Source organism: Mesorhizobium sp. WSM1386, assembly GCF_055901595.1.
In genome coordinates, this window is the sequence record NZ_CM148373.1 from 5,595,630 (window position 1) to 5,620,688 (window position 25,059).

The 25,059-nt window shown below is 63.8% G+C and carries 19 protein-coding genes; 17 read left to right on the forward strand and 2 right to left on the reverse strand.

Going from position 1 to position 25,059, the window contains the following annotated elements; all coding sequences use genetic code 11:
• The first annotated feature begins 22 nt into the window (after positions 1-22).
• Complete coding sequence (locus tag AC0NIH_RS27550) at positions 23-1,045, forward strand: LacI family DNA-binding transcriptional regulator (RefSeq protein WP_023764572.1); 1,023 nt, start codon at positions 23-25, stop codon at positions 1,043-1,045.
• Positions 1,046-1,395: 350 nt separating this feature from the next.
• Here AC0NIH_RS27550 and AC0NIH_RS27555 read toward each other — a convergent pair whose 3' ends face one another.
• A complete protein-coding gene (locus AC0NIH_RS27555; RefSeq protein ID WP_287271296.1) occupies positions 1,396-1,986 on the reverse strand; it encodes a TetR/AcrR family transcriptional regulator in 591 nt (196 codons plus the stop codon).
• Positions 1,987-2,231: 245 nt separating this feature from the next.
• Here AC0NIH_RS27555 and AC0NIH_RS27560 point away from each other — a divergent pair, with 245 nt between their 5' ends.
• The 10 genes from AC0NIH_RS27560 to AC0NIH_RS27605 all read left to right on the forward strand — a co-directional run bounded on the left by AC0NIH_RS27560 (position 2,232) and on the right by AC0NIH_RS27605 (position 16,024).
• On the forward strand, positions 2,232-2,486 hold the full coding sequence (locus AC0NIH_RS27560) for a hypothetical protein (protein ID WP_013896751.1): 255 nt from the start codon (positions 2,232-2,234) through the stop codon (positions 2,484-2,486).
• Entirely contained in the window at positions 2,480-5,656 is a 3,177-nt protein-coding gene (locus AC0NIH_RS27565; RefSeq protein WP_473466840.1) for an efflux RND transporter permease subunit, read from the forward strand. The genes AC0NIH_RS27560 and AC0NIH_RS27565 overlap by 7 nt, the downstream gene beginning before the upstream one ends.
• Before the next feature lie 15 nt (positions 5,657-5,671).
• On the forward strand, positions 5,672-6,823 hold the full coding sequence (locus tag AC0NIH_RS27570; protein WP_023778615.1) for an efflux RND transporter periplasmic adaptor subunit: 1,152 nt from the start codon (positions 5,672-5,674) through the stop codon (positions 6,821-6,823).
• Between the two features lie 313 nt (positions 6,824-7,136).
• Positions 7,137-7,823: a GntR family transcriptional regulator gene (locus tag AC0NIH_RS27575; RefSeq protein ID WP_473466838.1), complete on the forward strand. Its 687-nt coding sequence runs from the start codon at positions 7,137-7,139 to the stop codon at positions 7,821-7,823.
• Between the two features lie 29 nt (positions 7,824-7,852).
• On the forward strand, positions 7,853-8,959 hold the full coding sequence (locus AC0NIH_RS27580; protein ID WP_473466836.1) for a mandelate racemase/muconate lactonizing enzyme family protein: 1,107 nt from the start codon (positions 7,853-7,855) through the stop codon (positions 8,957-8,959).
• Between the two features lies 1 nt (position 8,960).
• Positions 8,961-10,145, forward strand: a complete 1,185-nt coding sequence (locus AC0NIH_RS27585) for a mandelate racemase/muconate lactonizing enzyme family protein (protein ID WP_473466834.1) — start codon at positions 8,961-8,963, stop codon at positions 10,143-10,145.
• A 264-nt stretch (positions 10,146-10,409) separates the two neighbouring features.
• Positions 10,410-12,074 (forward strand): ABC transporter substrate-binding protein, encoded by a 1,665-nt coding sequence (locus AC0NIH_RS27590; RefSeq protein WP_023764580.1) that lies wholly within the window; start codon positions 10,410-10,412, stop codon positions 12,072-12,074.
• 71 nt (positions 12,075-12,145) lie between these two features.
• Complete coding sequence (locus AC0NIH_RS27595) at positions 12,146-13,099, forward strand: ABC transporter permease (protein ID WP_023764581.1); 954 nt, start codon at positions 12,146-12,148, stop codon at positions 13,097-13,099.
• Positions 13,096-13,974 carry an ABC transporter permease gene (locus AC0NIH_RS27600; protein ID WP_473466832.1) on the forward strand — a complete coding sequence of 293 codons (879 nt, stop codon included), beginning with the start codon at positions 13,096-13,098 and terminating at the stop codon, positions 13,972-13,974. The genes AC0NIH_RS27595 and AC0NIH_RS27600 overlap by 4 nt, the downstream gene beginning before the upstream one ends.
• Positions 13,967-16,024: a dipeptide ABC transporter ATP-binding protein gene (locus AC0NIH_RS27605; protein ID WP_473466830.1), complete on the forward strand. Its 2,058-nt coding sequence runs from the start codon at positions 13,967-13,969 to the stop codon at positions 16,022-16,024. Before AC0NIH_RS27600 ends, AC0NIH_RS27605 begins: the two co-directional genes overlap by 8 nt.
• Positions 16,025-16,061: 37 nt before the next feature.
• Here the strand turns inward: AC0NIH_RS27605 and AC0NIH_RS27610 are convergent, their stop codons facing one another.
• Positions 16,062-16,964 carry a LysR family transcriptional regulator gene (locus AC0NIH_RS27610; RefSeq protein ID WP_473466828.1) on the reverse strand — a complete coding sequence of 301 codons (903 nt, stop codon included), beginning with the start codon at positions 16,962-16,964 and terminating at the stop codon, positions 16,062-16,064.
• A 116-nt stretch (positions 16,965-17,080) separates the two neighbouring features.
• Between AC0NIH_RS27610 and AC0NIH_RS27615 the strand changes: the two genes are divergently transcribed.
• The 6 genes from AC0NIH_RS27615 to AC0NIH_RS27640 all read left to right on the forward strand — a co-directional run bounded on the left by AC0NIH_RS27615 (position 17,081) and on the right by AC0NIH_RS27640 (position 25,033).
• Positions 17,081-18,736 (forward strand): ABC transporter substrate-binding protein, encoded by a 1,656-nt coding sequence (locus tag AC0NIH_RS27615; RefSeq protein WP_473466827.1) that lies wholly within the window; start codon positions 17,081-17,083, stop codon positions 18,734-18,736.
• 92 nt (positions 18,737-18,828) lie between these two features.
• On the forward strand, positions 18,829-19,626 hold the full coding sequence (locus tag AC0NIH_RS27620; RefSeq protein ID WP_245264173.1) for a DUF427 domain-containing protein: 798 nt from the start codon (positions 18,829-18,831) through the stop codon (positions 19,624-19,626).
• A gap of 90 nt (positions 19,627-19,716) precedes the next feature.
• Positions 19,717-20,481 (forward strand): SDR family oxidoreductase, encoded by a 765-nt coding sequence (locus tag AC0NIH_RS27625; protein WP_473466825.1) that lies wholly within the window; start codon positions 19,717-19,719, stop codon positions 20,479-20,481.
• Positions 20,482-20,927: 446 nt separating this feature from the next.
• Positions 20,928-21,902, forward strand: coding sequence for an ABC transporter substrate-binding protein (locus tag AC0NIH_RS27630; RefSeq protein WP_023778604.1), 975 nt, complete (start codon positions 20,928-20,930; stop codon positions 21,900-21,902).
• 75 nt (positions 21,903-21,977) lie between these two features.
• Entirely contained in the window at positions 21,978-23,057 is a 1,080-nt protein-coding gene (locus AC0NIH_RS27635) for a quaternary amine ABC transporter ATP-binding protein (RefSeq protein ID WP_023778603.1), read from the forward strand.
• The gene (locus AC0NIH_RS27640) at positions 23,054-25,033 is read left to right on the forward strand and encodes an ABC transporter permease (RefSeq protein WP_473466823.1); all 1,980 of its coding nucleotides are present in this window, start codon (positions 23,054-23,056) and stop codon (positions 25,031-25,033) included. Before AC0NIH_RS27635 ends, AC0NIH_RS27640 begins: the two co-directional genes overlap by 4 nt.
• Positions 25,034-25,059: the final 26 nt, after the last annotated feature.

Genomic DNA, 25,059 nt, shown 5'->3' on the forward strand with positions numbered 1-25,059 from the left:
CATCGGCGCATAGGATTGCGGCATGAAGGCCACCGTCTCCGATATCGCCAGAACCTGCGGGCTTTCGACGGCAACGGTCGACCGGGTGCTCAACAATCGGCCGGGCGCCAGCGCCGCCAACCGGCAGCGCGTCATGGAGGCTGCCAAGCAGCTTGGCTATTTGCCGGTCGCCGACCAGGTGACGCTTCCCTCCAAGCCCGCAAACCTCGAATTCTTCCTGCCGATCGGCAGGAACGCCTTCATGCAGGATCTGGCAAGATACATCGAAGACTATGCTTCGCGCCTGCCGCTCGTCGCTTCCTGCCGGATCCACAACCTTGCCGGCATATCGCCGAACGCGCTGCAGACAGCCGTCGAGAACCTGTCGCTGCGGGCCAATGGCGTCGGTGTCATCGCCATCGACCATCCACGAACCCGCAACATCCTGCGCGACATCGTCGACACCGGCATCCGCCTGGTGACGCTGGTGTCCGATATTCCGGCCGCTCCCCGCTCGGCCTATGTTGGCATCGACAACCGCGTGGCGGGACGGACGGCGGCGCTTTTGATGGGGCGCTTCCTCGGCGGCCGCGAGGGCCGGCTGGCGATGGTCGTCGGCTCGCGCTCCTATCGCGGCCATGAGGAACGCGAAATGGGCTTCCGCTCCGTGCTCGGCGAGGAGTTTCCCAACCTGATCATCAGCAGCGCTGTCGAGATCAATGACGAGCCCGATGTCAGCTATGCCGAGACGATGAAGGCGCTGCGCAACGAGCCGGAACTGCTCGGCATCTATTGTGTCGGGGCCGGACGCTCCGGCGTTGCGAAAGCCATCCGGGAGGCCAGGCCAAATCGCAAGCCGGTGTTCATCTGCCACGATCTGACCAAGGAAACACGCGGTTATCTCGTCGATGACCTCGCCGACGTCGTCATCGACCAGAACGCCAGGCTGATCGCCGAACAGTCGGTCATCCGCCTGCTTGGCTCGATTGCGTCATCGGCGCCTTATCTCACCCGGAAATTCATCGAACCGCGCCTGATCTTCAGGGAAAATGTTCCGGTTCAATAGGTTAGCGCGCTTGCGCAAGGCTGCTTTGTTCGGATTTGTAGGAGGATTGACGGGTGCTGCGGCAATTCTGCACACCTGCTATGCAACTTTTATGGTTGCCGAATCATTGGGCAACTCGTAGGTTCTGGTTGTCGGCCATCTACTCCTCCCAGATGCGATGCCGACGCTGAGTGGGGTGCACCTCCTCCCGCACCACATTCGAAATCGAGCCCGCTGCCACCTCCTCCCGGCAGCGGGCTTTTTTCGTTCCGCCGGCAGGAATTGGGAATTGCAGTGCTGCCCGGCGCCAAAGGGCACCAGGCATCGCCTAGATCGCACGACAATTTGAATGGAGCACGCGGCCGATCACTTCAGCTGGCGGCAGTGCCCCGGAAGGAAACAATCAGCCCCTCGGCCATGCGCACGAATTGTGCGCTCGGCCCTTCGGCGCCCACGGTCTGCACGCTGACACGCGCGCCCTCGAACAGCAGCGACAGCGTATCGGCGAGCAGTTCGGCCTGACCGATGCCGGCATCCCGGCACAGCGCCACAAGACGTTCGCGCTGGGCTTCCTTGAGTTCCTTGATCACGCGTCGGGCCGGATGGTCGGGCTCGGTCAGCTCGGCCGCGGCATTGGCCATGTCGCAGCCGCGACCATCGGCATTGAGCATGGCGGCCGCCTTGCGAACCCAGGCGTGAAGCTGCGCGAGCTTGTCGCCCGGAAATTCTGCCTCGAAGGTTTCCCACATCGCGCCGGCCTTGGACGCATTGGCGCGCAGGCATTCGACGATCAGATCGTCCTTGGATTCGAAGTGACGATAAAGCGTCATCTTGTTCGTGCCGGCAGCTTCGGTGATGGCGTCGACGCCAACGCCTTTGATGCCGTGCTTGTGGAACATGTCACGCGCCGTCTCCAGGATCCGATCCCGGGGACGAGGGCGCTCCACGACGCCGTCTGTCATCATGATCTCCTTTCGTTTCCTAAAAACCCTCGGCCACCTCTTGACTAGGGTGTTACCGGTCTGTAACTATGCAAATGTTACTTACTGGTAACACCTATGTCGCCCGTCGTCAATAACAAGACCGTGAACTGGTCCTGCCAGATCGAGGGGTGGAAAAACTGCCAATCATGCGGCCTCGGCCGGTGAAGAGATGAAAAAACGGTTCGCGAGCATGGGCTGCGAATCGACAGACAAGGAGCCGGCCAATGCCACAGCGCCGCGATCTTACCATAGATGAGGCCGTCCGGGATCCGATGATCCGGCTGGTCATGAAAGCAGATGGGGTCGATCCCCGCGCCTTCGAGACAATGCTTCGCTCGCTCGCCAATGGGCAGCGTCGCAAGGTGCCGCTGCTGCGTTCGCTGGAAGCGTCCAGCGACGAGCGCGGCCAAAAACTGTCCAGGCTTGCCAGTGCCTTCGGCAGGGCAAGAGCAGCCGGCGAGGCATGTGTGTCGTGGTAAACTTTTTCATCCATCGTCCGATCTTCGCCTCGGCGATCGCCATCATCATGGTGCTCGCCGGGACGATTTGTTATTTCCTGCTGCCGGTCTCGCAGTTCCCCGACATCACACCGCCGCAGGTCGTGGTCAGCGCCCATTATCCGGGCGCCAGCGCGCAGGTCGTCGCCGATACGGTGACGACGCCGCTGGAACAGCAGATCAACGGCGTGCAAGGCATGACCTACATGTCGTCGACGAGCTCCAATGATGGCTCCTCGACCATCACCATCACCTTCGATGTCGGCTATTCCTTGAGCACTGCCGCCGTCGACGTCCAGAACCGCGTCTCGCAGGCGGCCTCGTCGCTGCCGGCGATCGTCAACCAGGGCGGCGTGACGATCAAGAAGCAGAACCCGAATTTCGTTCTGATCGTCAACCTCACCTCGCCCGACAGTTCCGTCGATCCTGTGGCGCTCTCGAACCTTGCCTATCTGCAGGTCGTCGATCCGCTGAAGCGGCTGCAAGGCGTCGGCGACGTGCAGATCTTCGGCGAGCGGCGCTATTCGATGCGCGTCTGGCTCGACCCGGACAAGCTCGCCAATCTCGGCATCACCGCCGTCGACGTCCAGAATGCCATCGCCGAACAGAACGTCCAGGTGGCGGCCGGCAAGATCGGCCAGTCGCCGGCCCCGGCCGGCACCGCCTTCGAGATGCAGGTCAACGCCGTCGGCCGCCTGAGCGACCCGAAGGAATTCGGCGACATCGTCGTGCGCGCCAACACCGACAGCGGCTCGCTGGTGCGGCTGCGCGACGTTGCCCGCATCGAGCTCGGCGCGCTGCAATATTCATCGTCGGCCTTCTTCGGCAAGGATCCGACCGTGGTGCTCGCCGTTTACCAGATGCCCGGCTCCAACGCGCTCGATCTGCAGCAGCGCGTCAAGGACAAGATGCAGGAGCTGTCCGGCCGTTTCCCCAAGGGCGTTTCCTACGCCATGCACTACGACACGACGCGCTTCGTCTCGGCGTCGATGCATGACGTGCTGATCACGCTCGGTGAAGCCCTGGTGCTGGTCGTCGCCGTGGTGTTCGTCTTCCTGCAGAGCTGGCGCACGACCATCATTCCCACCATCGCCATCCCGGTTTCGCTGGTGGCGACGCTGGTGGTCATGGAGATGCTCGGCTTTTCGCTCAACATGCTCTCGCTCCTCGGCATGGTGCTGGCGATCGGGCTTGTCGTCGACGACGCCATCGTGGTGGTCGAGAACGTCGAACGACAGCTCGAGGCTGGGCTGAAACCGCTGGCGGCGACCAAGGCCGCCATGGCCGAAGTCACCGGCCCGATCATCGCCACCACCGCAGTCCTGATGGCGGTGTTCGTGCCGGTCGCCTTCATCCCCGGTGTCTCGGGCCGGCTTTACAACCAGTTCGCGCTGACGGTGGCGATTTCGGTCGGCATCTCCGCCTTCAACTCGCTGACGCTCAGCCCAGCACTGAGTGCTGCCTTCCTGCGCCATCGCCAGGGCACGCAGTTCGTGCTCTTCCGCTGGTTCAACAGCGGCTTCGACAAGCTGTCGCATGCCTACGCCCATGGCGTGCGCTTCCTCATCCGCTTGCGCTGGGTCATGCTCGGCCTGTTCGCGGCCGGACTGGTCGCCACCTACTTCGTCTGGCAGAAACTGCCCTCGACCTTCCTTCCGGTCGAGGACCAGGGCTACTTCTTCGTCGTCATCCAGTTGCCCGACGGCGCCTCGCTGGAACGCACCGACGCGGTGGCGCAGAAAGCGCGCGACATCCTGCAGGCGACGCCCGGCGTCGACATCGTCGGCTCGATCAGCGGCCTGAACTTCCTGACCAGTGCGGCGCAGTCGAACTCGGCGGTCGAGTTCGCCATCCTGAAACCCTGGGAGGAGCGCGGTCCCGACCAGAGCGCCTCCAAGCTCGTCGCCGACGTGCGCGGCAAGCTGATGCAGATTCCGGAGGCCTTTGCGCTGAGCTTCGATCCGCCTTCTATCCCCGGTATCGGCACCACGGGCGGCTTCGAATTCGTGGTCGAGGATCTGACCGGCCGCGGCAGCACGGCCCTCAACGACGCGACGCAAGCCGTGATCGCCGAGGCGCGCAAGCAGCCGGAAATCAATCCGCAGCAGCTGTTCTCGCCGTTCTCGACGTCGACGCCGCAGTTCAACTACGACCTCGACCGCTCCAAGGCGAAGCTGCTCGGCCTCAACCTGCCTGACGTGTTCAACACGCTGCAGATCTATCTCGGCTCGCTCTACGTGAACGACTTCAACCTGTTTGGCCGCACCTTCCGGGTGACCATCCAGGCCGACAAGGACGCACGCGCGGGTGCCGCCGATATTTCTCGGCTCTATGTGCGCAATGCTTCCGGCGGCATGGTGCCGCTCTCGACACTGGGCAAGCTGGTGCCGTTCGTCGGGCCGGAAACCGTGCCGCACTACAACAACAATGCGTCGGCCTCGATCAATGGCGGTGCCGCACCGGGCTTCTCCTCGGGCCAGGCGGTCGCCGCCATGGAACGGGCCGCCGCAACGGCCCTGCCGAGGGATTTCGGTTTCGAATGGACCGGCATCACCTTCCAGGAACTCAAGGCAGGATCGATCGCATCGGTCGTCTTCGGTCTCGCCATCGTCTTCGTCTTCCTGATCCTGGCGGCGCAGTATGAGAGCTGGGCAATGCCGTTCATGGTGCTGCTGGCGGTGCCGCTGGCCTTGTTCGGCGCCTTCGCGGCGCTCTCGGTGCGCGGCATGCAGATCGACGTCTATTCGCAGATCGGCTTCGTCATGCTGATCGGACTGGCGGCGAAGAATGCCATCCTGATCGTCGAGTTCGCCAGACGGCGGCGCGAGGAGGGCTTGAGCATCGTCGAGGCGGCGATGGAAGCCGCGCGTCTGCGGCTGCGGCCGATCCTGATGACGGCCTTCGCCTTCATCCTCGGCGTGCTGCCGCTGATGTTCGCGACCGGCGCCGGTGCCTCGAGCCGCCAGTCGATCGGCACCACCGTGTTTGGCGGCATGGTCGCCGCGACCATCCTGTCGCTGGTGTTCGTGCCGGTCTTCTACGCGGTCATCGAACAGCTGCGCGAACGCCGCGAAAGCGGCGAGCCGGCCTCACAACATTCTGAACCAACTGCCGAAACCGCCTTCCCTCCCCTGGCGGAAGCGGCCGAATAAGATTGGAGACTGATCATGCGTAAATGGAAAATCGCTTTGGGAACGGCTGTCGCGCTGGGCGCGATCTCGGTGGCGAGCGTTCACCTGCTCGACATGGGCAATTTGAGCCTCAATGCCGGCACGGCCGGAGCGGCGCCCGCCCCGGCGGCGTTCGTCATGCCGGTGCCGGTGGCAAGCGTCGTCAAGAAGACGATCCCGATCTATCTCGACTATGCCGCCCGGATCGAACCGATCCGCAGCATCACGCTGCAGGCGCGTGTGCCTGGCTACCTGCAGGAACAGACGGCGCAAGACGGCGCCGATGTCCGGCAGGGCGACCTTCTCTACAAGATCTCGCCCGACGACTTCCAGGCCGCTCTCGACCAGGCGCAAGCCCAGGTCCAGCGCGACACGGCGACGCTCGACTATGCACGATCCAATCTCGGACGTGGTAGCGAACTTGCCAAGAGTGGCTATCTGGCCAAGGACAGCTTCGACCAGCGCACCAGCACCCTGCGCGAGGCACAAGCGTCGCTGGCGCTCAATCAGGCGGCGGTGCGCACGGCGCAACTCAACCTCAGCTACTCGCAAATCCACGCGCCGTTCAACGGGCGCCTGGGCCGCAACCAGGCCTCGGTCGGGACGCTGGTCAGCGTCGCCGGCACGGTGCTCAACACGCTGGTGCAGCTCGACCCGATCTACGTCACCTTCAATCCGAGCGAGACGGACCTGACCGAGATCGAACAGGCCCGCGCGGCCGGCCCGATCGAGGTCGAGGTGCTCCTTCCGGGCGAGACCGAGACCAGCCAGAAGGGCGAACTCACCTTCATCGACAACACGGTCGACCACTCGACCGGCACCATCACCGCGCGCGCCACGATCGGCAACGCCAAGTTCACGCTCAAGCCTGGCCAATATGTTCGCGTCCGGCTGCATATCAAGCAGCAGCCCGATGCTCTGATGGTGCCGCAGACGGCGCTGGGTTCGAGCCAGCTCGGTAAATATCTCTACATCGTCGGCAAGGGCAACACGGTCGACCAGCGGCTGGTCTCGCTCGGGCCGACCAGCGGCGACCTGGTGGCCATCCTGAGCGGCGTCTCCGAAGGCGACCAGGTGATAACAGGCAATCTGCAGAAGATCGGACCTGGAATGCCGATCTCGCCACTGCCACAGAAACCGGCTACCTGACACCCCCGCAGGCCCGGTTTCCGCGCGGCGCCCTCGACCTTTTCTCAGGTCGCGGGCGCCGTTTTCACGAGCAGGCCGACAAGAGCGGCCACGTCGGCGCGATCGGCCTTGACCGACGACAATGAAAGCGCAACGGGGTGACCGAGGCGCACCGAGACCGGCGACAGCGCGATCAGGCGGCCTGCGTCCAGATCGGCCTGCGCCCCGCATCACGGACCAGTTGCCTGGCGAAAATGAAAAATCCGAAAATGGCGTCTTGTTAGATTGTCGACAATCTGATTGTCTTGCCTTCTGTTCTCGCTGGAGGGGCCGGATGGGGAAGACGGATTTCAGTCCGATTGCCGACACGACGCGCCGCGCCGAAATCGTGGCGCTGCTCAGGCGCGCGATCCTGACCGGGCAGTTGGAGCCCGGCCAGAAGCTCAACGAGCTCAGGATCTCCGAACAGATGCGGGTCAGCCGCGCGCCATTGCGCGAGGCGATGCGCGAGTTGGTGCAGGAAGGCATCCTGACCAGCATTCCCTATGCCGGCACCTTCGTCATCGACGTCACCGCCAAGGACATCGACGACGCCTATTCACTCAACAAGGTGCTGGACGAGTTCGCGATCGAACAGACATGGCCACAGCGCGACCAGCGTTTCTTCGACGAGCTCGACCGCCGCCATGAAGCGGTGAAGCAGGCGACACGCGACCTAGACACCACAAGGCAGATCGAAACGGCGCTGCAACTGCATGGCCTGATCTACGAGTGGGCCGACAATTCGGTGCTGCTGGAAACCTGGCAGCGGCTGATCAGCCGGTTGCAGATGTATTTCGCGCTGCACCAGCAGGCCCGCAAGGAGCCGGTGCCGGCCGAAGACGTCCATGAGACCTACGTGCAACTGATGAAGGGCAGCGACATGCGCGCTGCCCAGCGTCATGCCCGCGAACATATCGACCTCGACTTCGAAGAGCTGCTCTCCTACGCGCGCGGCCTCGAAAAGCGCCCGGGCGCCTGATCCAGACATTCCAACCAGCGGACAAATACGTGCAGATCCAAACCGTCAAAGCCTATCACGTCATACAGCCCTTCGTGGACGGGCCCTACCGCATGTCCAAGGGGCGTGAGGCCGACGCCTTCGACGCGGTGATTGTCGCCATCACCGCCGACAACGGACTGACCGGCTGGGGCGAGATGGCGCCGCTCGGCAATTTTTACTCGCCCGCGTTTCCGATGGGAGCGCGCGCGGGCGTGCCGGAAATCGCGCCGCACCTCATCGGCCACGACCCGCGTGGGCTGGCCAGCATCGGCCGGCTGATGGACACGGTGTTCAAGGGCCATCCCTACATCAAGTCGGCGCTCGACATGGCCTGCTGGGATCTCGCCGCGCGCGCCGCCGACGTGCCGTTGGTCACGCTGCTGGGCGGCAAGGAGAGCGACACGGCGGAACTCTACAAAGTCGTCACCCATGGCAGCGTCGACGCCATGGCGGCACTGGCCAAGCGGATCGTCAAGGGTGGCTTCCACCGGCTGCAGGTCAAGGTCGGCGGCAATGTCCATGACGACATCGAGCGCGTCACCGCGGTCGCCGCCTCGGTGCCGAAAGGCACGGTCATATTCTGTGACGCCAATGCCGGCTGGACGCCCTACCAGGCGCGCCAGTTCGCCGATGCCACGCGCGCCATCGACTATACGTTCGAGCAGCCCTGCACGACGATCGACGAGAACATGTCGGTGCGCCGCATGCTCGACAAGCCGATGGTGCTCGACGAATCCGTCACCTCGCTCGATGAAATGCTGGAGATCCATCACCGGGGCGCGGCCGATGGGCTGACGTTGAAGATCTCGCGGCTCGGCGGCGTGACGAAGACGCGCCTGATCCGCGACGTTGCCGTCGACCTCGGCTTCATGATCACGGTCGAGGACACCGGCGGTGCCGAGATCGACACAGCCGCCATGGCGCACCTGTCTTTGTCGACGCCGGAAGAGCGCCGTCTGCACGCTATCGCCTTCCATGAGTGGGTGACGGTACGCACGGCTTCGAACATGCCGCCGGTCACGGGCAGCCGCATGGGCATCCCGGACGGACCGGGCCTCGGCATCGATGTCGTCCCCGACCTGCTTGGCGCACCGTTCTTCGAAGTCGGCCGCTGAAATGAAGATCCGCGGCATCAGGGCCACGCCGATCAATCTGCGCCTCGAAGCCCCCTACGGCTGGGTATTCGGCGAGCTCGACGGGTTTTCGCAGACCATCGTCGAGGTCGAAACCGAGGACGGGCTGATCGGCCTCGGCGAGGCGCCGACGCCGGCGGCCGCCGCAATCATCAATGATGTCCTGGCACAACGCCTGGTCGGCCGCGACGCCTTCGACATCGCCGGCGCCGAGCATGTCTGCCTTCCCTTCTGGACCGGCGTGCAGTCGATCAACGACCGCACCCGCATCATGGCGTTCGGCGCCATCGAGATGGCGTTCTGGGATCTGCGCGGCAAGGCGTGGAACCAGCCGCTCTACCAGTTGCTTGGCGGCGCCGTGCGCAAGGACATCCCATTCACCGACTATTTTTCGCTGCGCGGCGACGGGCCGACGGTGAAAGGCGAAACGACGCCGGAGGAAGTCGCCGACTATTGCGTCGAGTTGCACGAGACCTATGGAACGACCTTCTTCGAAGGCAAATTCTCGACGCAAGACCCAAAGGTCTCGCTGAGAATGGTCGAGCTGATCCGCAGGAAGCTTGGCGACGACGCGATGATCCGCATCGATTCCAACCAGGCCTATTCGCTCAGCACCGCGCGGCGCCTGGCGCGGCCGCTGGAGGATCTCGGCGTGCGCAACTGGGAGGATCCGGTGGCGACCATCGAGGAGATGCGGGAGCTGCGGCGCCATTGCTCGATCCCGTTCTCGACCCACAACATCGACATCGCGCGCGCCATGGACCTCAAGGTGCCCGACGCCTTCGTCGGCAACCCGACCGCCCATGGCGGCATCGGCCGCATGCTGCGCTTCGTCGGCGCCTGCGAGCACGCCGGCATCGATTTCTGGTGCTACAGCGGCGACAGCGGCATCGGCAGCGCCGCCTACCTGCATCTGTGCGCCGCACTCGGCTGGATCCGGGAGCCGAACCAGTCGCTGTTTCGCATGCAGCCGACCGATATCACCGAGGAAGGGCCGTTTTCGCCGAGGAACAATGTCGTGCGCGTGCCGGAAGGCCCCGGTCTCGGCGTCACCTTGTCGCGGGAAGCCCTCGCGGCCTGCCATCGCGATTTCACCGAGAACGGCCCCTGCAACAAATATCACGACCCGGCTGCGCCCGGGACATACCGCCGTTTGCCGCTGAACTAGGAGAATGAGGACGAAAAGGAGGCGTGTTCAAGAACAACGGTTCGTCGCCGCGATCGTGTCGCGACGGCAAGACCGGACGGGTGGAAGCATTGCCTCAAGAAAATCTGACCCCTCCGCCGCGAGGATCGGATGGACCGGGGAAAACCGCGTGCTACAGTTCCGTCGACCGACATCATTGACGACCTGGACAGGAGAACTCCACGGAATTTCGTCAACTGGAAATGCATTCTTCAGCCATAAGAAACAGGGGAAAGGGTTAAACCCATGAGCAAGAACTACCGCATTCTCGACCTGATCCGGCGCAACCGCTCGCCGCTTGAAAATCACCTGATCGACGGTCTTGTCGACGGCCGCGTCAGCCGCCGCGACTTCATCCGCCATGGCAGCCTGCTCGGCCTGTCGCTGCCGCTTCTGGGCGGCATCACCACGGCCGCCGGCCTCAGTGGCATGCCGTCGCTCGCCCGCGCCCAGGGCGCTCCCGGCGCCACCATCCGCGTCGCCAGCAGCGTGCCGGCAGCGGCCATCGACCCGGTCACCATCGCCGACGCCGGCGGCCTGCTGATCATGCAGCAGGTTGCCGAATTCCTCTGCGTGGACGGCCCCGACCTCGTGCTCAAGCCGGCACTGGCCGAAAGCTGGAAGCCGAACGACAACGGCTCGGTGTGGACGTTCAAGCTGCGCAAGGGCGTAAAATTCCACTCAGGCGGCGAGATGAAGGCCGAGGACGTGGTGGCGAGCATCGACCGCCTCGCCGATCCGGCCAATTCGTCCAACGCGCTGTCGGTGTTCACCGGCATCCTGTCGAAGGGCGCCAGCAAGAAGGTCGACGACTACACGGTGGAATTCCACCTCGACGCGCCGAACGGCAACTTCCCCTACATGCTGTCGTCCGACAATTACAACGCCGTCATCATTCCGGCTGACTACAAGGGCGACTACGAGAAGAGCTTCGACGGCACCGGACCGTTCAAGGTCGAGAAATACACGCCGAAGGTCGGCGCGTCCTTTGTCCGCAACGACAATTACTGGGGCGAGAAGGCGCTGCCGGAGCGCACCGAGTTCACCTTCTTCACCGACGTGCAGCCGATGATCCTGGCGCTGCAAGGCGGCCAGGTCGACATCATCAATCAGATGCCGGTACTCGCCGGCGTCGCCCTGCTCAACGATCCGAGCGTCGACATCATCAGCCTGAAGTCTTCAGCCCATCAGCAACTGCATCTGCGCTGCGACGACGGCCCGCTGAAGGATGCCCGCGTGCGCCGCGCCATTGCGCTCAGCATGGACCGCGACAAGCTGGTCGCGGGTCTCATGAAGGGTCGCGCCGTCGCTGGCAATGACAGCCCGTTCGCATCGGTCTATCCGTCAACCGATACGAGCGTGCCGCAGCGCAAGCAAGACATCGCGCAGGCCAAGCAGCTGATGGAAGCCGCCGGTGCCGGCAAGGGCTTCAAGATCACGCTGACCACCGAGCGCTATCTCGAAATCCCCGAATATGCCCAGCTCATCCAGAACTGGGTCAAGGAGATCGGCATCGAGCTCGAGCTCAACATCCTCGACCAGAGCGGCTATTATGGCGACGCGGTGTTCGGCAAATCGAACTGGCTGGATTCGGTCATGGGCATCACCGATTACGGTCATCGCGGCGTGCCCAATGTCTATCTCGCCGCACCGCTGAAGAGCGACGGCACCTGGAACGCAGCGCATTTCAAGAACAAGGACTACGACGCGCTGGCGACCAGCTATATCGCCGCGCTCGATCTCGAAGCGCAGAAGGCCGATGCCGGCAAGATCCAGAAGCTGCTGCTCGAGGAAACGCCGGTCATCTTCGGCTATTTCTACGACTACCTGACGGCGACGGCGAAGGGTGTGGCCGGCGTGCAGCCGACCGCCATGTCGCAGCTGTTCCTCGAGAAGGCATCGAAGGCCTGACCGGCAAGGGAAAGCCAATCGTCTGACAGCCAGCTCCTGCAAGGGGGCTGGCGCCACAAGGAGTCATAGCCATTCTCTCCTTCTTTGCCCGGCGTGTCTCGCTGTCGCTGGTGACGCTGTTCCTGCTCAGCATCATGGTGTTCCTGGGTGGCCAGGTTCTGCCCGGCAATGTCGGACGCGCCATATTGGGGCCGTTCGCCGACCAGCGCGCGGTCGACGCGCTTAATCACACGCTTGGCGTCGATCGCCCGCTGCTCACCCAATATGCGACCTGGATCTGGAACTTTATCCGAGGCGACATGGGCACGTCCTACATTTTCCGCTCGCCAGTGGCGCCGTTCGTCATCGATGCGCTGGGCAATTCGATGAAGCTGGCTGCCGTCGCCTTCGTGCTGGTGGTGCCGATCGGCATTCTGGGCGGGGTGGTGGCCGCGCTCAACCTCAACCGCCCGCTCGACCGCATCATCAGCCTTGGCGGCCTCTCGGTGACGGTGCTGCCGGAGTTCGTCACCGGCATCATCCTGATCCTGATCTTCGGCGTCTGGCTGCGCTGGCTGCCGATCTCGGCGGCATGGCCGAAGGATGCCGGCTTCTTCACCCAGCTCTATTACCTGATCCTGCCGTCATTGCCGCTGTTCCTGGTGCTGTTCGGTTATATCGCCCGCATGGCGCGCTCCGGCATGATCGAGGCGCTGGATTCCGACTATACGCGAACGGCGGTGCTCAAGGGCCTGCCTTGGCGCACGGTGATCTGGCGCCATGTGCTGCGCAATGCGCTGCTGCCGACCATTACCGTCATTGCAACGCAAACCGGCTATCTCATCGGCGGCCTGGTGGTGATCGAGACGCTATTTCGCTACCAGGGCATCGGCTCGCTGATCTTCACCGCCGCGCGCGGCAAGGATTTCCCGATGCTGGAATCCGGCATCCTCACTATCGGCATTGTCTATGCGGTGGCCACATTGATCGCCGACTTCCTCTATTCCGTGCTCAATCCACGCATCCGGCTGGGGTCAGATCAATGAGCGTCGTCCAGACCACCTCCCCCGCACAGGACGATACGCGCCGGCGCGGCCCGGTGGCGGAGGTCTTTTTCTCCCTGCTGCGCTCGCGGACTTTCCTCGTCGGTTTCGCCATCGTCGTGTTCTGGGTCGCCTGCGCGCTGTTTGGCGAACATTTCGCACCCTACGATCCGCTTGCCGACGACATCATCAACGCGCTGGCGCCGCCTTCATCCGAACATTGGTTCGGCACCGACCAGATCGGCCGCGATGTCTTTTCGCGCGTCATCGTCGGCTCGCGCGACATCCTGACCGTCGCCCCGCTGGCCACCTTGCTGGCGACGATAGCCGGCACCGCGCTCGGTCTGCTCACCGGCTATTTCCGCGGCATTGTCGACGATGTCGTCAGCCGCATCCTCGAAGCCTTCATGGCCATTCCCGTGGTCATCGTGGCGCTGCTCGCCATTGTCGCGCTCGGCACCTCCAAGACCACCGTCATCGTCGTCATTGGCCTCAGCTTCGCGCCGATCATTGCCCGCACCGTGCGCTCGGCGGTGCTGGCGGAGCGCGAACTCGACTATGTCGCCGCAGCCCAGCTCAGGCATGAAAGCGCGCTGCATACGATGTTCGTCGAGATCCTGCCCAACGTCATCCCACCGATCCTGGTCGAGACCACCGTGCGGCTCGGCTATGCCATCTTCGCGGTCGCCACGCTCTCCTTCATGGGTTTCGGCATCCAGCCGCCATCTCCCGACTGGGGGCTCTCGATCTCCAGCAATTACGGCATGATCGGCGGCGGCTTCTGGTGGACGGTGCTGTTCGACGCACTCGCCATCGCCTCGCTGGTGATCGGCGTCAACCTGGCCGCCGACGGCGTCCATGGAGCCTTCAATGACTGACCTCGCCAAGGCCCAAAACACAAAGGCGGAAAACGCCCTCGAACTGCACGATCTGTCGGTCGCCTACCGCGTTGGCGGGCGCAACCGCGCCGTGCTGCGTGATCTCAGCCTCAACATCAGGCAAGGCGAGGCCTACGGGCTGGTCGGCGAATCCGGCTGCGGCAAATCCACCGTGGCGCTCACCGTCGTGCGCTATTTGCCAAGGAATGGTTCGATCACCGGCGGCGCGATTTCGCTCGACGGTCAGAACGTGATGAAGCTCGACGGCGAGGCCCTGCGGCGCGCTCGCGCCGAAAGCGTCTCGATGGTCTATCAGGACCCCGGCAAGGCGCTGAACCCGTCGATCCGCATCGGCCGCCAGCTGACCGAGATCTTCGAGCTTGGCGGCATCACCGGCCAGGCAGCCACCGATCGCGCCGTCGCCATGCTCAACCGGGTGCGCATCTCCGATCCGATGAGCGTCATGCAGCGTTACCCACACCAGCTGTCCGGCGGCATGCAGCAGCGCGTGGCGATCGCCATGGCGCTGGCCAACGACCCCTCGATGCTGATCCTCGATGAGCCGACCACCGGCCTCGATGCGACGGTCGAGGCCGAGGTGCTCGACCTGATCGCGCAGCTCCGGCAGGAGCTGTCGGCGTCGATCCTGTTCATCAGCCACAACCTCGCCGTCGTCTCCAACATGTGCGACCGCGTCGGCGTGCTCTATGCCGGCATGCTGGTGGAGGAAGGACCGACCGAAATCGTGTTCAACGATCCGCGCCACCCCTATACGGTGGCGCTCTTGCGCTGCCTGCCGCGCGGCGGCCAACGCAAGGACCAGGGCCGGCTCGACACCATTCCAGGCTTCCTGCCGGGCATTGGCGCCGACATCAAGGGCTGTGCCTTCGCCGACCGCTGCGCGCTCGCGGACGACCGCTGCCGCACCGAATTACCGCCGCTCTATGATCTGAGCGACGAGCGAGGCAAGCGGCTGTCGCGTTGCTTCCATCACGACAAGGCACAGTCGCTGCCGCGCGCGACGCCAAGCGATGTGGCGCCGGCGCCAAAACCGGCGGCAGCACCCGTGCTGCGCGTCACGGGGCTGAACAAGACCTATGCCAGCCATGGCCATGCCTTGCGCGCCGTCAAGGACGTCTCGCTCGATCTTCGTCCAGGCGAAACGCTCGGGCTGGTCGGCGAATCCGGCAGCGGCAAGACCACCTTCGCCAGGCTGCTGCTTGGCCTTGTGCCACCCGACGACGGCGGCACCATCGAGCTCGAGGGCAAGGTGCTGGCGCCACGGCTGGAGAACCGCGGCGATGACGAGGTCAAGGCGATGCAGATCGTCTTCCAGAACCCGGATTCGGCACTCAATCGCTCGCATTCGATCCGCCACCTGATCGGCCGGGCGCTGAAGCGGCTGGCGGGCTTGAGCGGCAAGGCGCTGGAGGCGCGTCTCAACGAGCTCGTCCGTTCGGTGCGGCTGACCGAGCGGCATCTGGCGGTCAAGCCGCGCCAGCTTTCGGGCGGCCTGAAGCAGCGCGTCGCCATCGCGCGCGCCTTCGCCGGCGATCCACGCATCGTGGTGTGCGACGAGCCGACCTCGGCGCTCGACGTCTCCGTGCAGGCCGCCATCCTCAACCTGCTCGCCGACCTGCAATCGAAGGAAGACGTCAGCTACATCTTCATCTCGCACGACCTTGGCGTGGTGCGTTACCTCTCCGACAAGATCGCCGTGCTCTATCTCGGCCGCATCATGGAGCTAGGGCCATCGGAAGAAGTGTTCTCCGGGCCGCATCATCCCTATACCGAGGCGCTGCTGTCGGCGGTTCCAAAACTGGACCAGACGGAGACGGATCGCATTCGCCTCGACGGTGAAATCCCCAGCGCCACCAATCCGCCCTCGGGCTGCGTCTTCCACACGCGCTGCCCGCGCAAGATCGGCCCGATCTGCGAACAGCAGGAGCCGCCGCTCGCCGAAGCACAGCCCGGGCATTCCATCCGATGCCACATTCCCTATGCGGAACTGGCGAGGCTGCAGAAGGCGCCGGTGGCCGAACCGGCATAGCAAGGCGTCACGTGGGGGATCGCATTTGCCTGGCCGGTTACGTCCGGCCGGTCATGCTGAAGGAGCGGTCGCCTTCCGAGAAACCCTGATCGCTGGTCCAGTCCTTGGCCAACGAGCGCAGCCCGGTCAACGCGACATCCAGGACATCCGAGGAGACCGGGTTGGAGGGATAGGCGAGGTAGATCGGCCGCTGGAACACCGGCGTGTTGTCGATGCGCCGCATCTCGCCGCGTTCGATATGGCCGCTGACGGCACTGAGCGGCAGATAGGCCGCCGCTCGCCGCGACAGCACATGCTGCAGGCCGATGAAGACCAGCCCGGCCGAAATGGCGGGCTTGACCATGCCTGCGAAGGCGTGGTCGTGCTCGATGCGGAATTCCAAGCCCCAGTCCATCAGGATGTAGTTCTCGGTCCACGGCTTCGTCTGCGCGGCATGCTGGACCAGCACGACCTGATCGACGGCCAGTGTCTCATAGATGATGCCGGGATGCGGCCGGGGCAAATAGAGGATGCAGATGTCGAGCAGTCCTTCCGCCAGCTGGTCGATCGCCAGATCCGGAAAACTGCCCTCGAGCCGCAGCGCCACATTGGGCTGCCTGGCGCGCATCCACTCGACCCATGGCGAGGTGATCAAATCCCACAGATAGGCGGGGGCGGTCAGCCGCAGCAATGTCTCGTACCCATCGGGAACGGCGATGTCCTGCCTCGATTGCTCCCAGGTTCGGGTGATGGAGGAGGCATGCGGCAGGAACTGCCGGCCGGCCGGCGTCAGCGTGACACCATCGCGATCACGCACGAAAAGCCGCCGCCCCAACTGCTCCTCCAGCCCCCTGATCCGCGCGCTGACGGTCGACTGGGCGAGGTTCAGCCGATTGGCGGCGACGGTGAAGCTGCCATGTTCGGCAACCTCCAGGAAACTGCGCAGGTTTTCGGTATCCATGACTTTGCTCCTGCATCGAAAATTTCGATGGACCCCATCAGAAAATATCGCTTTCCGGCTGCAGTCAACAATGACCTAAATGGCCGATCCCCCAAGGGCAAGCGAGGAATGCAGCCATGCCGAAGCATTTCATGACGATCGACGCCGCTCGCAAAAACCTGACAGCAATCGAAAATTCCGCTGTTGACGAATTGCTGGCGGGCAGGCTCGACCGACGCGATTTCCTGCGCCATGGCAGCGTTCTCGGCCTTTCCCTGCCGTTCCTGGGCAGCCTTGTCGCCGCTGCCGGCCTCGGCACGCAGAAAGCCCGCGCCGAGGGCAAGCCGGGCGGCACGGTGCGCGCCGGCGTCGCCACGCCCGGCGGCGCCATCGATCCCGTCACCTACTATGACAGCGGCAGCTACCAACTGGTTTTCCAGACCGCCGAATTTCTCTGCATCACGCAGCCGGATCTCACCCTGAAGCCGGTGCTGGCGGAAAGCTGGTCGCCGAACGAAGACGGCAGCGTGTGGACCTTCAAGCTGCGCAAGGGCGTGAAATTCCACAATGGCGAGGACTTCAAGGCCGACGACGTCGTCGCGACCTTCGACCGGCTGGCCGATCCCAATGGTGCCTCGAACGCACTTTCGGTGTTCAAGGGCCTGCTGTCGAAGGGTGGCACGCGGAAGGTCGACGACCACACCGTCGCTTTCCATCTCGACGCGCCGAACGGCAGCTTTCCCTATTCGGTGTCGATCGACAATTACAACGCCGTCATCTTGCCGGCGAGCTACAAGGGCGACTACGAGAAGACCTTTGAAGGCACCGGACCGTTCCGGCTGGAGAGCTACACGCCGAAGGTCGGCGCGACATTCGTGCGCAACCCCGATTATTGGGGCGAGAAGGCTCTGCCCGACCGGCTCGAGTTCAAATTCTACGGCGACGTGCAGCCGCGCATCCTGGCGCTTCAGGCCGGCGAGGTCGACATCCTCGACGCGGTGCCGCTCGATGTCAGCCAGGTCGTGCTGAACAGTCCCGACATCACCGTGCTGCGTGTCGCCTCGACCGCGCATCGCCAGCTCCACATGCGCTGCGACACCGGCCCGTTCACCGACAAGCGTGTGCGCCAGGCGCTGGCGCTCAGCATCGACCGTTCCAAGCTGGTCGACGGTCTGTGCCGCGGCATGGCGGCGACCGGCAATGACAGCCCGTTCGCGCCGGCCTTCCCCGCGACAGACAAATCTGTGCCGCAGCGTGTCCAGGACATCGCCAAGGCCAAGCAGTTGCTCGAGGCGGCGGGCCTTGCTGGCGGTTTCGACATCACGCTGACGACGCTGCGCTATTCCGACATTCCGGGCTACGCGCAGCTGTTCCAGAACTTCGCCAAGGAGATCGGCGCCCGCATCGCGCTCAACATCGAGGACCAGGACAAATATTACGGTAAGGCGGTGTTCGGCCAATCGGACTGGCTGGACAGCCCGCTGGGGATCACCGACTACGCGCATCGCAGCGTGCCGAATGTGTTCCTCAAGAGCCCGCTGGTCAGCGACGGCCCGTGGAACGCGGCGCATTTCAAGAGCCCGGCCTATGACGGCATGGTCACCAGTTACCTGAAGGCGCTGGACATCGGCGCACAGCGCGCGGCGGCATCCGAGATCCAGAAGCTGCTGCTCGACGAGACGCCGGTGATCTTCAGCTACTTCCCAGACCTGCTGGTGCCGGTGCGCAAGAATGTCAGCGGCCTGCCGCCGATCGCCGCCGGGCTGCTGCTCGATCGAGTATCCATAGGCTGACGCCCGTGTCCAATCGCGCGGCCGCCAAGACAAGAAAACGGGAGACTACCATTCGCAAGCCTCATTTGCGCGGTCGCGGACCGCATTTCCCCTTGCTCGACACCATCGTGCAGTATGAGTTCGAGCCGGGCTACGTCGCCTTCACCATGCCGATGCAGAAGCGACTGCGGGTGCAGGTCGGATCAATGATCGTCGCCGACACGACCAAGGCGCTGGTGCTTTACGAGAGCGACCATTTGCCGGTCTACTACTTCCCGATGAGCGACGTGCGCGAGGAGTTCCTGCTGCCGAGCGCGACGACAACCGAAAGCCCGTTCAAGGGTGTGGCGACGCACTATTCGCTCAATACCGGCATCACCCTGGTCGAGGATGCCGCCTGGCGCTATCTCGATCCGGTCAAGGGATCGCCGCTGCTCTCGGATTACATGTCCTTCTACTGGCCCAAGATGACGCACTGGTATGAGGAAGACGAGGAGATCTTCGTGCACGCCCGCGATCCGTTCCGCCGCGTCGACTGCCTGCCCTCCTCGCGGCGTGTGCAGGTCATCCTCGACGGCGAGCAGGTCGCCGATTCACGCCGTGGCGTGTTCCTGTTCGAGACCGGCCATCCGGTGCGCCACTACCTGCCGATCTCCGACACGCGGCTCGATATGTTCGCGCCCAGCCGCTACATCTCGCGCTGCCCTTATAAGGGCCTCTCCAACTATTATCACGTGACGACACCAAAGAAGCGGCACGAGAACATGGTCTGGTATTATCCGGAGCCGGTGCACGAGGCCGAACGCATCAAGGGGCTGGTCTGCTTTCACCACGAACTGGTCGACAAGATCCTGGTCGACGGCGTCGAAATCCCGAAGGAGGCCACGGCCGCTTCGGACGGATATTTCTGAGCCTCGCGAACTGGCAATCCGCTTGGGCCCACAGGACGCTTGATCGAAGCATGGTGCAACGCATACCTTCCCTGAGACAGGGAGGGTATGATGGATCTTTTCAAGCTGGACGGCGATGTCGCGCTGGTTACGGGCGCGGGCAGCGGCATTGGCCAGGCAATCGCGATCGGATTGGCCGAGGCAGGCGCCGACGTCGCCTGTTTCGGCCATGCGTCGAAGGGCGGGCTGGACGAAACAGCGCAGCGGATCACCGCACTTGGCCGCAAGGCGCTGGTATTGACCGGCACGGTGACATCGGAGAGCGACCTCGCGGCGGCGATCGATCGTGTCGAGGCTGAACTCGGTGCGCTGACGGTCGCGGTCAACAATGCCGGCATTGCCGGTTCTGAACCAGCCGAAACACTGTCGCTGGAGACGTGGCGGAAAGTGCACGAGGTCAATGTCGCCGGCGTGTTCCTGTCCTGCCAGGCCGAGGCGCGCAAGATGCTGACGCGGCGCAAGGGGTCGATCATCAACATCGCCTCGATGTCGGGCACCATCATCAATCGCGGGCTGACGCAGGCGCACTACAATTCCTCGAAAGCCGCCGTCATCCACATGTCGAAGAGCCTCGCCATGGAGTGGGCTGATCGCGGCCTGCGCGTCAATGCCGTCAGCCCGGGCTACACGCTGACGCCGATGAACAGGCGGCCGGAGGTCGCTGAAGAGATCAAGATCTTCAAGCGGGACACGCCCATGGGTCGAATGGCGACACCAGAGGAAATGGTCGGGCCGACAGTGTTCCTGGCCAGTCGCGCATCGAGCTTCGTCACCGGCCTCGACCTGATCGTCGATGGCGGCTACGTCTGCTGGTAGGAATGCCCGGCGGTCAGGTCGGTCTTCGCCTGCGGTCTGAATTTATGCATCTCGCGAAGCCTTAGTCGTTGCGCGCGATAAACGTTGGTATATATAATTTCATCCTATGAAACGGCCGTGGCGAGAAGGGGCTTGCCGCGCCGACAGCCGAGATCATGGGACCTTGATGGCTTGCACCGTGCAGGGCGCCGCTGGAGTGGCAATTGATCCGCAGGTGATCGCTCCCGCAGCGATCCGTCGGCAGCCATGACGCTGACCCTCCCGGCATATTTCATCACTCCCAATTCAGCACAATCTCGCCTGCGCCGGCTTTGGCCGCGTCAGAGCGGCAACGGCCTTGCGCAACGACAGGTCTTTCCAACACAATCAGGGAAAGACCCAGAACGGCAGAAAAAGACGCAAGAAGGGAACGAATGATAACCGTCACAGCTTGAAGGAGAACAAGCATGTCATCTCACAGTAGAATTTCGAAACTATCGCTGGGCGCCGTGGCGCTGGCGACACTGAGCCTGCTGACGCCTTCCGCCAAAGCCGCGGCACCGGAATCCAACGACCCGATCAAGATCGCGCTGTTCGACTGGACCAGCGTCAACCTCAACGCCAAGATCCTTGGCGGCATTCTCGAAAAGCTCGGCTACACCGTCGAATATCCGACCGCCGACTACCTCTCCAGCCTGACCACCGGCCTCACCAACGGCGACCTCGATGTCGGCCTGGAGTTCTGGGACACGACCGCCGGCGAAGCCATGAAGGCCTCCGATGCGACCGGCCAGACCGAACGGCTCGGCAAGCTCGGTCCGAAGGCCAAGGAAGAGTGGTGGTTCCCCGAATACATGAAGGAGAAATGCCCCGGCCTGCCCAACTGGGAAGCGCTGAAGGACCCGAAATGCGCCGAAGCCTTCTCGACGGCAGAGACCGCGCCGAAGGGCCGTTATGTCGGCGGCCCGGTGACCTGGGAAGGCTTTGACGACGAACGCGTCGAGGCGTTGAAGCTGCCCTTCACCGTCATCCATGCCGGCACCGATGCGGCGATGTTCGCGGAACTGGATTCAGCCTATCAGCGCAAGGCGCCTATCATGCTGTGGATCTATTCGCCACATTGGGCACCGGCCAAGTACAAGGGCGAGTGGGTGCAATTCCCCGAATACACGCCCGAATGCTACAACGACCCGAAATGGGGCGTGAACCCGGACGCCAAATATGATTGCGGCAAGCCGCATGGCGAAATCTGGAAATACTCCTGGTCCGGCATGAAGGACAAATGGCCGGTCGCCTACAAGGTGGCCAAGGCCTACACGGTCGACACCGACGAGCTCAACAAGATGAGCGGCGAGATCGACCTCGGCGGCAAGACGCCCGAAGATGTCGCCGCCGCCTGGATCGCGGCCCATGAGGCAGATTGGAAAGCCTGGGCGCAGTGACCGTTCCGACTGGAAGAAGACCCGGCCGTCCGATCGGCCGGGTCTTCATGGTCGATGTTCCAGAAGGACGATTGGATGACGGACGGGACTGAACAGCAGGCGGTTCAACCGGGTACGGATGGCCGCCCGGTCAAACTTGCCTGCCGCAATGTCTGGAAACTGTTCGGGGCGAACGCGGCCAATTTCATCCGCGAGCGCGACGGCAAAGCCAGCATGGCCGACGTCACTGCCGCCGGATTGGTCGGCGCCGTGCGCGCCGTCGATCTCGAAATCCGCCAGGGCGAGATCTTCATCATCATGGGCTTGTCGGGCTCCGGCAAATCGACGCTGGTGCGCTGCATGTCGAGGCTGGTCGAGCCGACCCATGGCAAGGTCGAATTCGAGGGCAAGGACCTGCTCAAGATTTCCGACGCGGCCCTCATCGAGCTCAGGCGCCATCGCATGGGCATGGTGTTCCAGAATTTCGCGCTGCTGCCGCATCTCAACGTGCTCGACAACATCGCCTTTCCCTTGAGCATCCAGGGGCAGGACCGGGCAACGCGCGAGGTGCGGGCGCGCGAGGTGATCGAGCTCGTCGGCCTGCGCGGCCGCGAGCATTTCTATCCGCGCGAGCTTTCCGGCGGCCAGCAGCAGCGTGTGGGCATCGCCCGGAGTCTCGCGACAAAACCGGAAATCTGGTTCCTCGACGAGCCGTTTTCCGCACTCGATCCGCTGATCCGCCGCGAGATGCAGGATGAGCTGATGCGGCTGCAGACCATGCTGCACAAGACCATCGTCTTCATCACCCATGATTTCGACGAAGCGATCAGGCTGGCCGACCGCATTGCCATCATGAAGGACGGCGAGATCATCCAGATCGGCACGCCGGAGGAGTTGGTGGTCAATCCGGCCACCGACTATGTCGCCGAGTTCACGCGCGACGTCGACCGTGCCAAGGTGATTTCGGCCCGCGGCCTGATGCGCGCCTGCGATGGATCGGAGCACGGCGGCACGGTTGCGCCGGAAGCCAAGATCGCCAGCTTCTCGGCCGACATCGTGTCCTCCGGCAAGCCGTTCGCGGTGGTCAACGGCACCGGCAAACCGATCGGCGAAGTGACGCCGCAAGCGGTGATCGAGCTGCTGGCCGGCATCGAGCGTTCCGGGGTCGGCGTATGACCGTCACGGCCAGCGCCAGCGAGGCAAGACCGCCGGTTCAGCTGTGGCTGGCGATCTGGGCGCTCGCACTGGCCGCCGTGCTGGTGCTGTTCCTGCTGCAGGACAGCCTGCCCTGGGCGGTGAATTACCCGGCCAGCGCCATCGTTCCGGTCGCCGACTGGGTCAGCGCTCTGATGCGCTGGATCAAGTCGAACCTGTCGTGGCTGACCCGCTCGATCACCGCCGTGCTCGGCGTACCGCTCGACTTCGCGCTCAATCTGCTCGCCAAGAGTTTCAAGATCGGCCACGGCGCGGACGCCTATGTCCTGCCGCGGCTGTCCTGGGTTGGCGTGTGCGCTGCCGCCTTCATCGCCGGGCATGCCGCCGGCGGCAGAAAACTCGGCTTGCTGGTCGGCGGCTGCTTTCTCTACATCGCGCTGTTCGGCCAATGGACCAGCGCCATGCTGACGCTGGCGCTGATCTCCATCGCCGTGCCGTTCTGCATCGTCACCGGGCTGTTCGCAGGCATCTGGGCGTGGCGCAAGCCGTGGGCCGAGAGGCTCATCGTCTCCCCTGCCCTCGACCTGATGCAGACGATCCCGACCTTCGCCTATCTCATCCCGATGCTGCTTTTGTTCGGCAATAGCCCGGTGTCGGCGATGATCGCCACCGCTATCTTCGCCACGCCGCCGATGGTGCGGGCGACGATGCTGGGCCTGTCGCGGGTGCCGTCCGAGATCGACGATTTCAGCGAGATGGCCGGCTGCACGGCGCGGCAGAAACTGTGGCGCGTGCTGTTGCCCTCGGCGCGGCCGACGCTGATGGTCGGCGTCAACCAAGTGATCATGCTGGCCCTCAACATGGTGATCATCGCCTCGATGATCGGCGCCGGCGGCCTTGGCTACGATGTGCTCCTGGCGTTGCGCGCGCTGAAGGTCGGAGAGGCGATGGAAGCCGGTCTGGCCATCGTCGCACTGGCCATCGCGCTCGACCGGCTGAGCCAGGCCATCGCCCACAAGCAGGCGAAGGGCAATGTCCACCAGGAGGCGAGCCCGAGCTTCTGGCGGCGCTACCCCAATCTGACGCTGGCGATCGGCATCCTTGCCGTCACCACGCTGATCGGCCTGTTCGTGCCGGCCTTCGCGACGGTGCCGAAGGCGATCACCTTCACCACGGCGCCGTTGTGGAAGGCGGCGGTGAACTGGGTCACCATCAACTTCTTCGACACGATCGAAGCGTTTCGCGTGGCGCTGATCCTCAACGTGCTGAACCCGGTGCGTGCCTTCTGCGAAGGCTTTCCGTGGCTTGGCGCGGTGTTCCTGCTCGGCCTTGCCGGCTATCAGCTCTCAGGCTTGAGGCTGGCTGCCCTGGTCGCCGGGCTGACCGCTTTCTGCGCCGTCACCGGCCTGTGGGAGAAGACCATGGCAACGGTCTATCTTTGCGGTATCTCAGCCTTCATCGCCTGCCTGATCGGCATTCCGATCGGTCTGATGGCCGCGCGCAGCGACCGCTTCGAGAAGATCGTCACACCCATCATCGACACGCTGCAGGTGCTGCCGTCCTTCTGCTTCATCATTCCGGTGGTGATGCTGTTCCGCGTCGGCGACGTCACCGCGATGATTGCAACGATCGCCTTCGCCGTGGTGCCGGCCATCCGCTACACCAATCACGGCATCAGGCAAGTGCCGCCGGCGCTGATCGAGGCGGCCAAGGTTTCGGGCTGCACGCCGCGCCAGACGTTTTTCCGTGTGCAATTGCCGCTGGCGCTTCCCGAAATCATGCTCGGCGTCAACCAGACGATCCTTATGGCGCTGGCGATGATCATCATCTGCGCCATGGTCGGCACCCGCGACCTCGGCCAGGAGGTGTTCATCGCGCTGTCGAAGGCCGATTCCGGCCGCGGCATCGTCGCCGGCCTCGCCATCGCCTTCATCGGCATCGTCGCCGACCGGCTGTTCAATGCGTGGACGGCGAAGGCACGGGCGAGACTGGGATAATACTCAACCGTCAATACCGCCAAAAG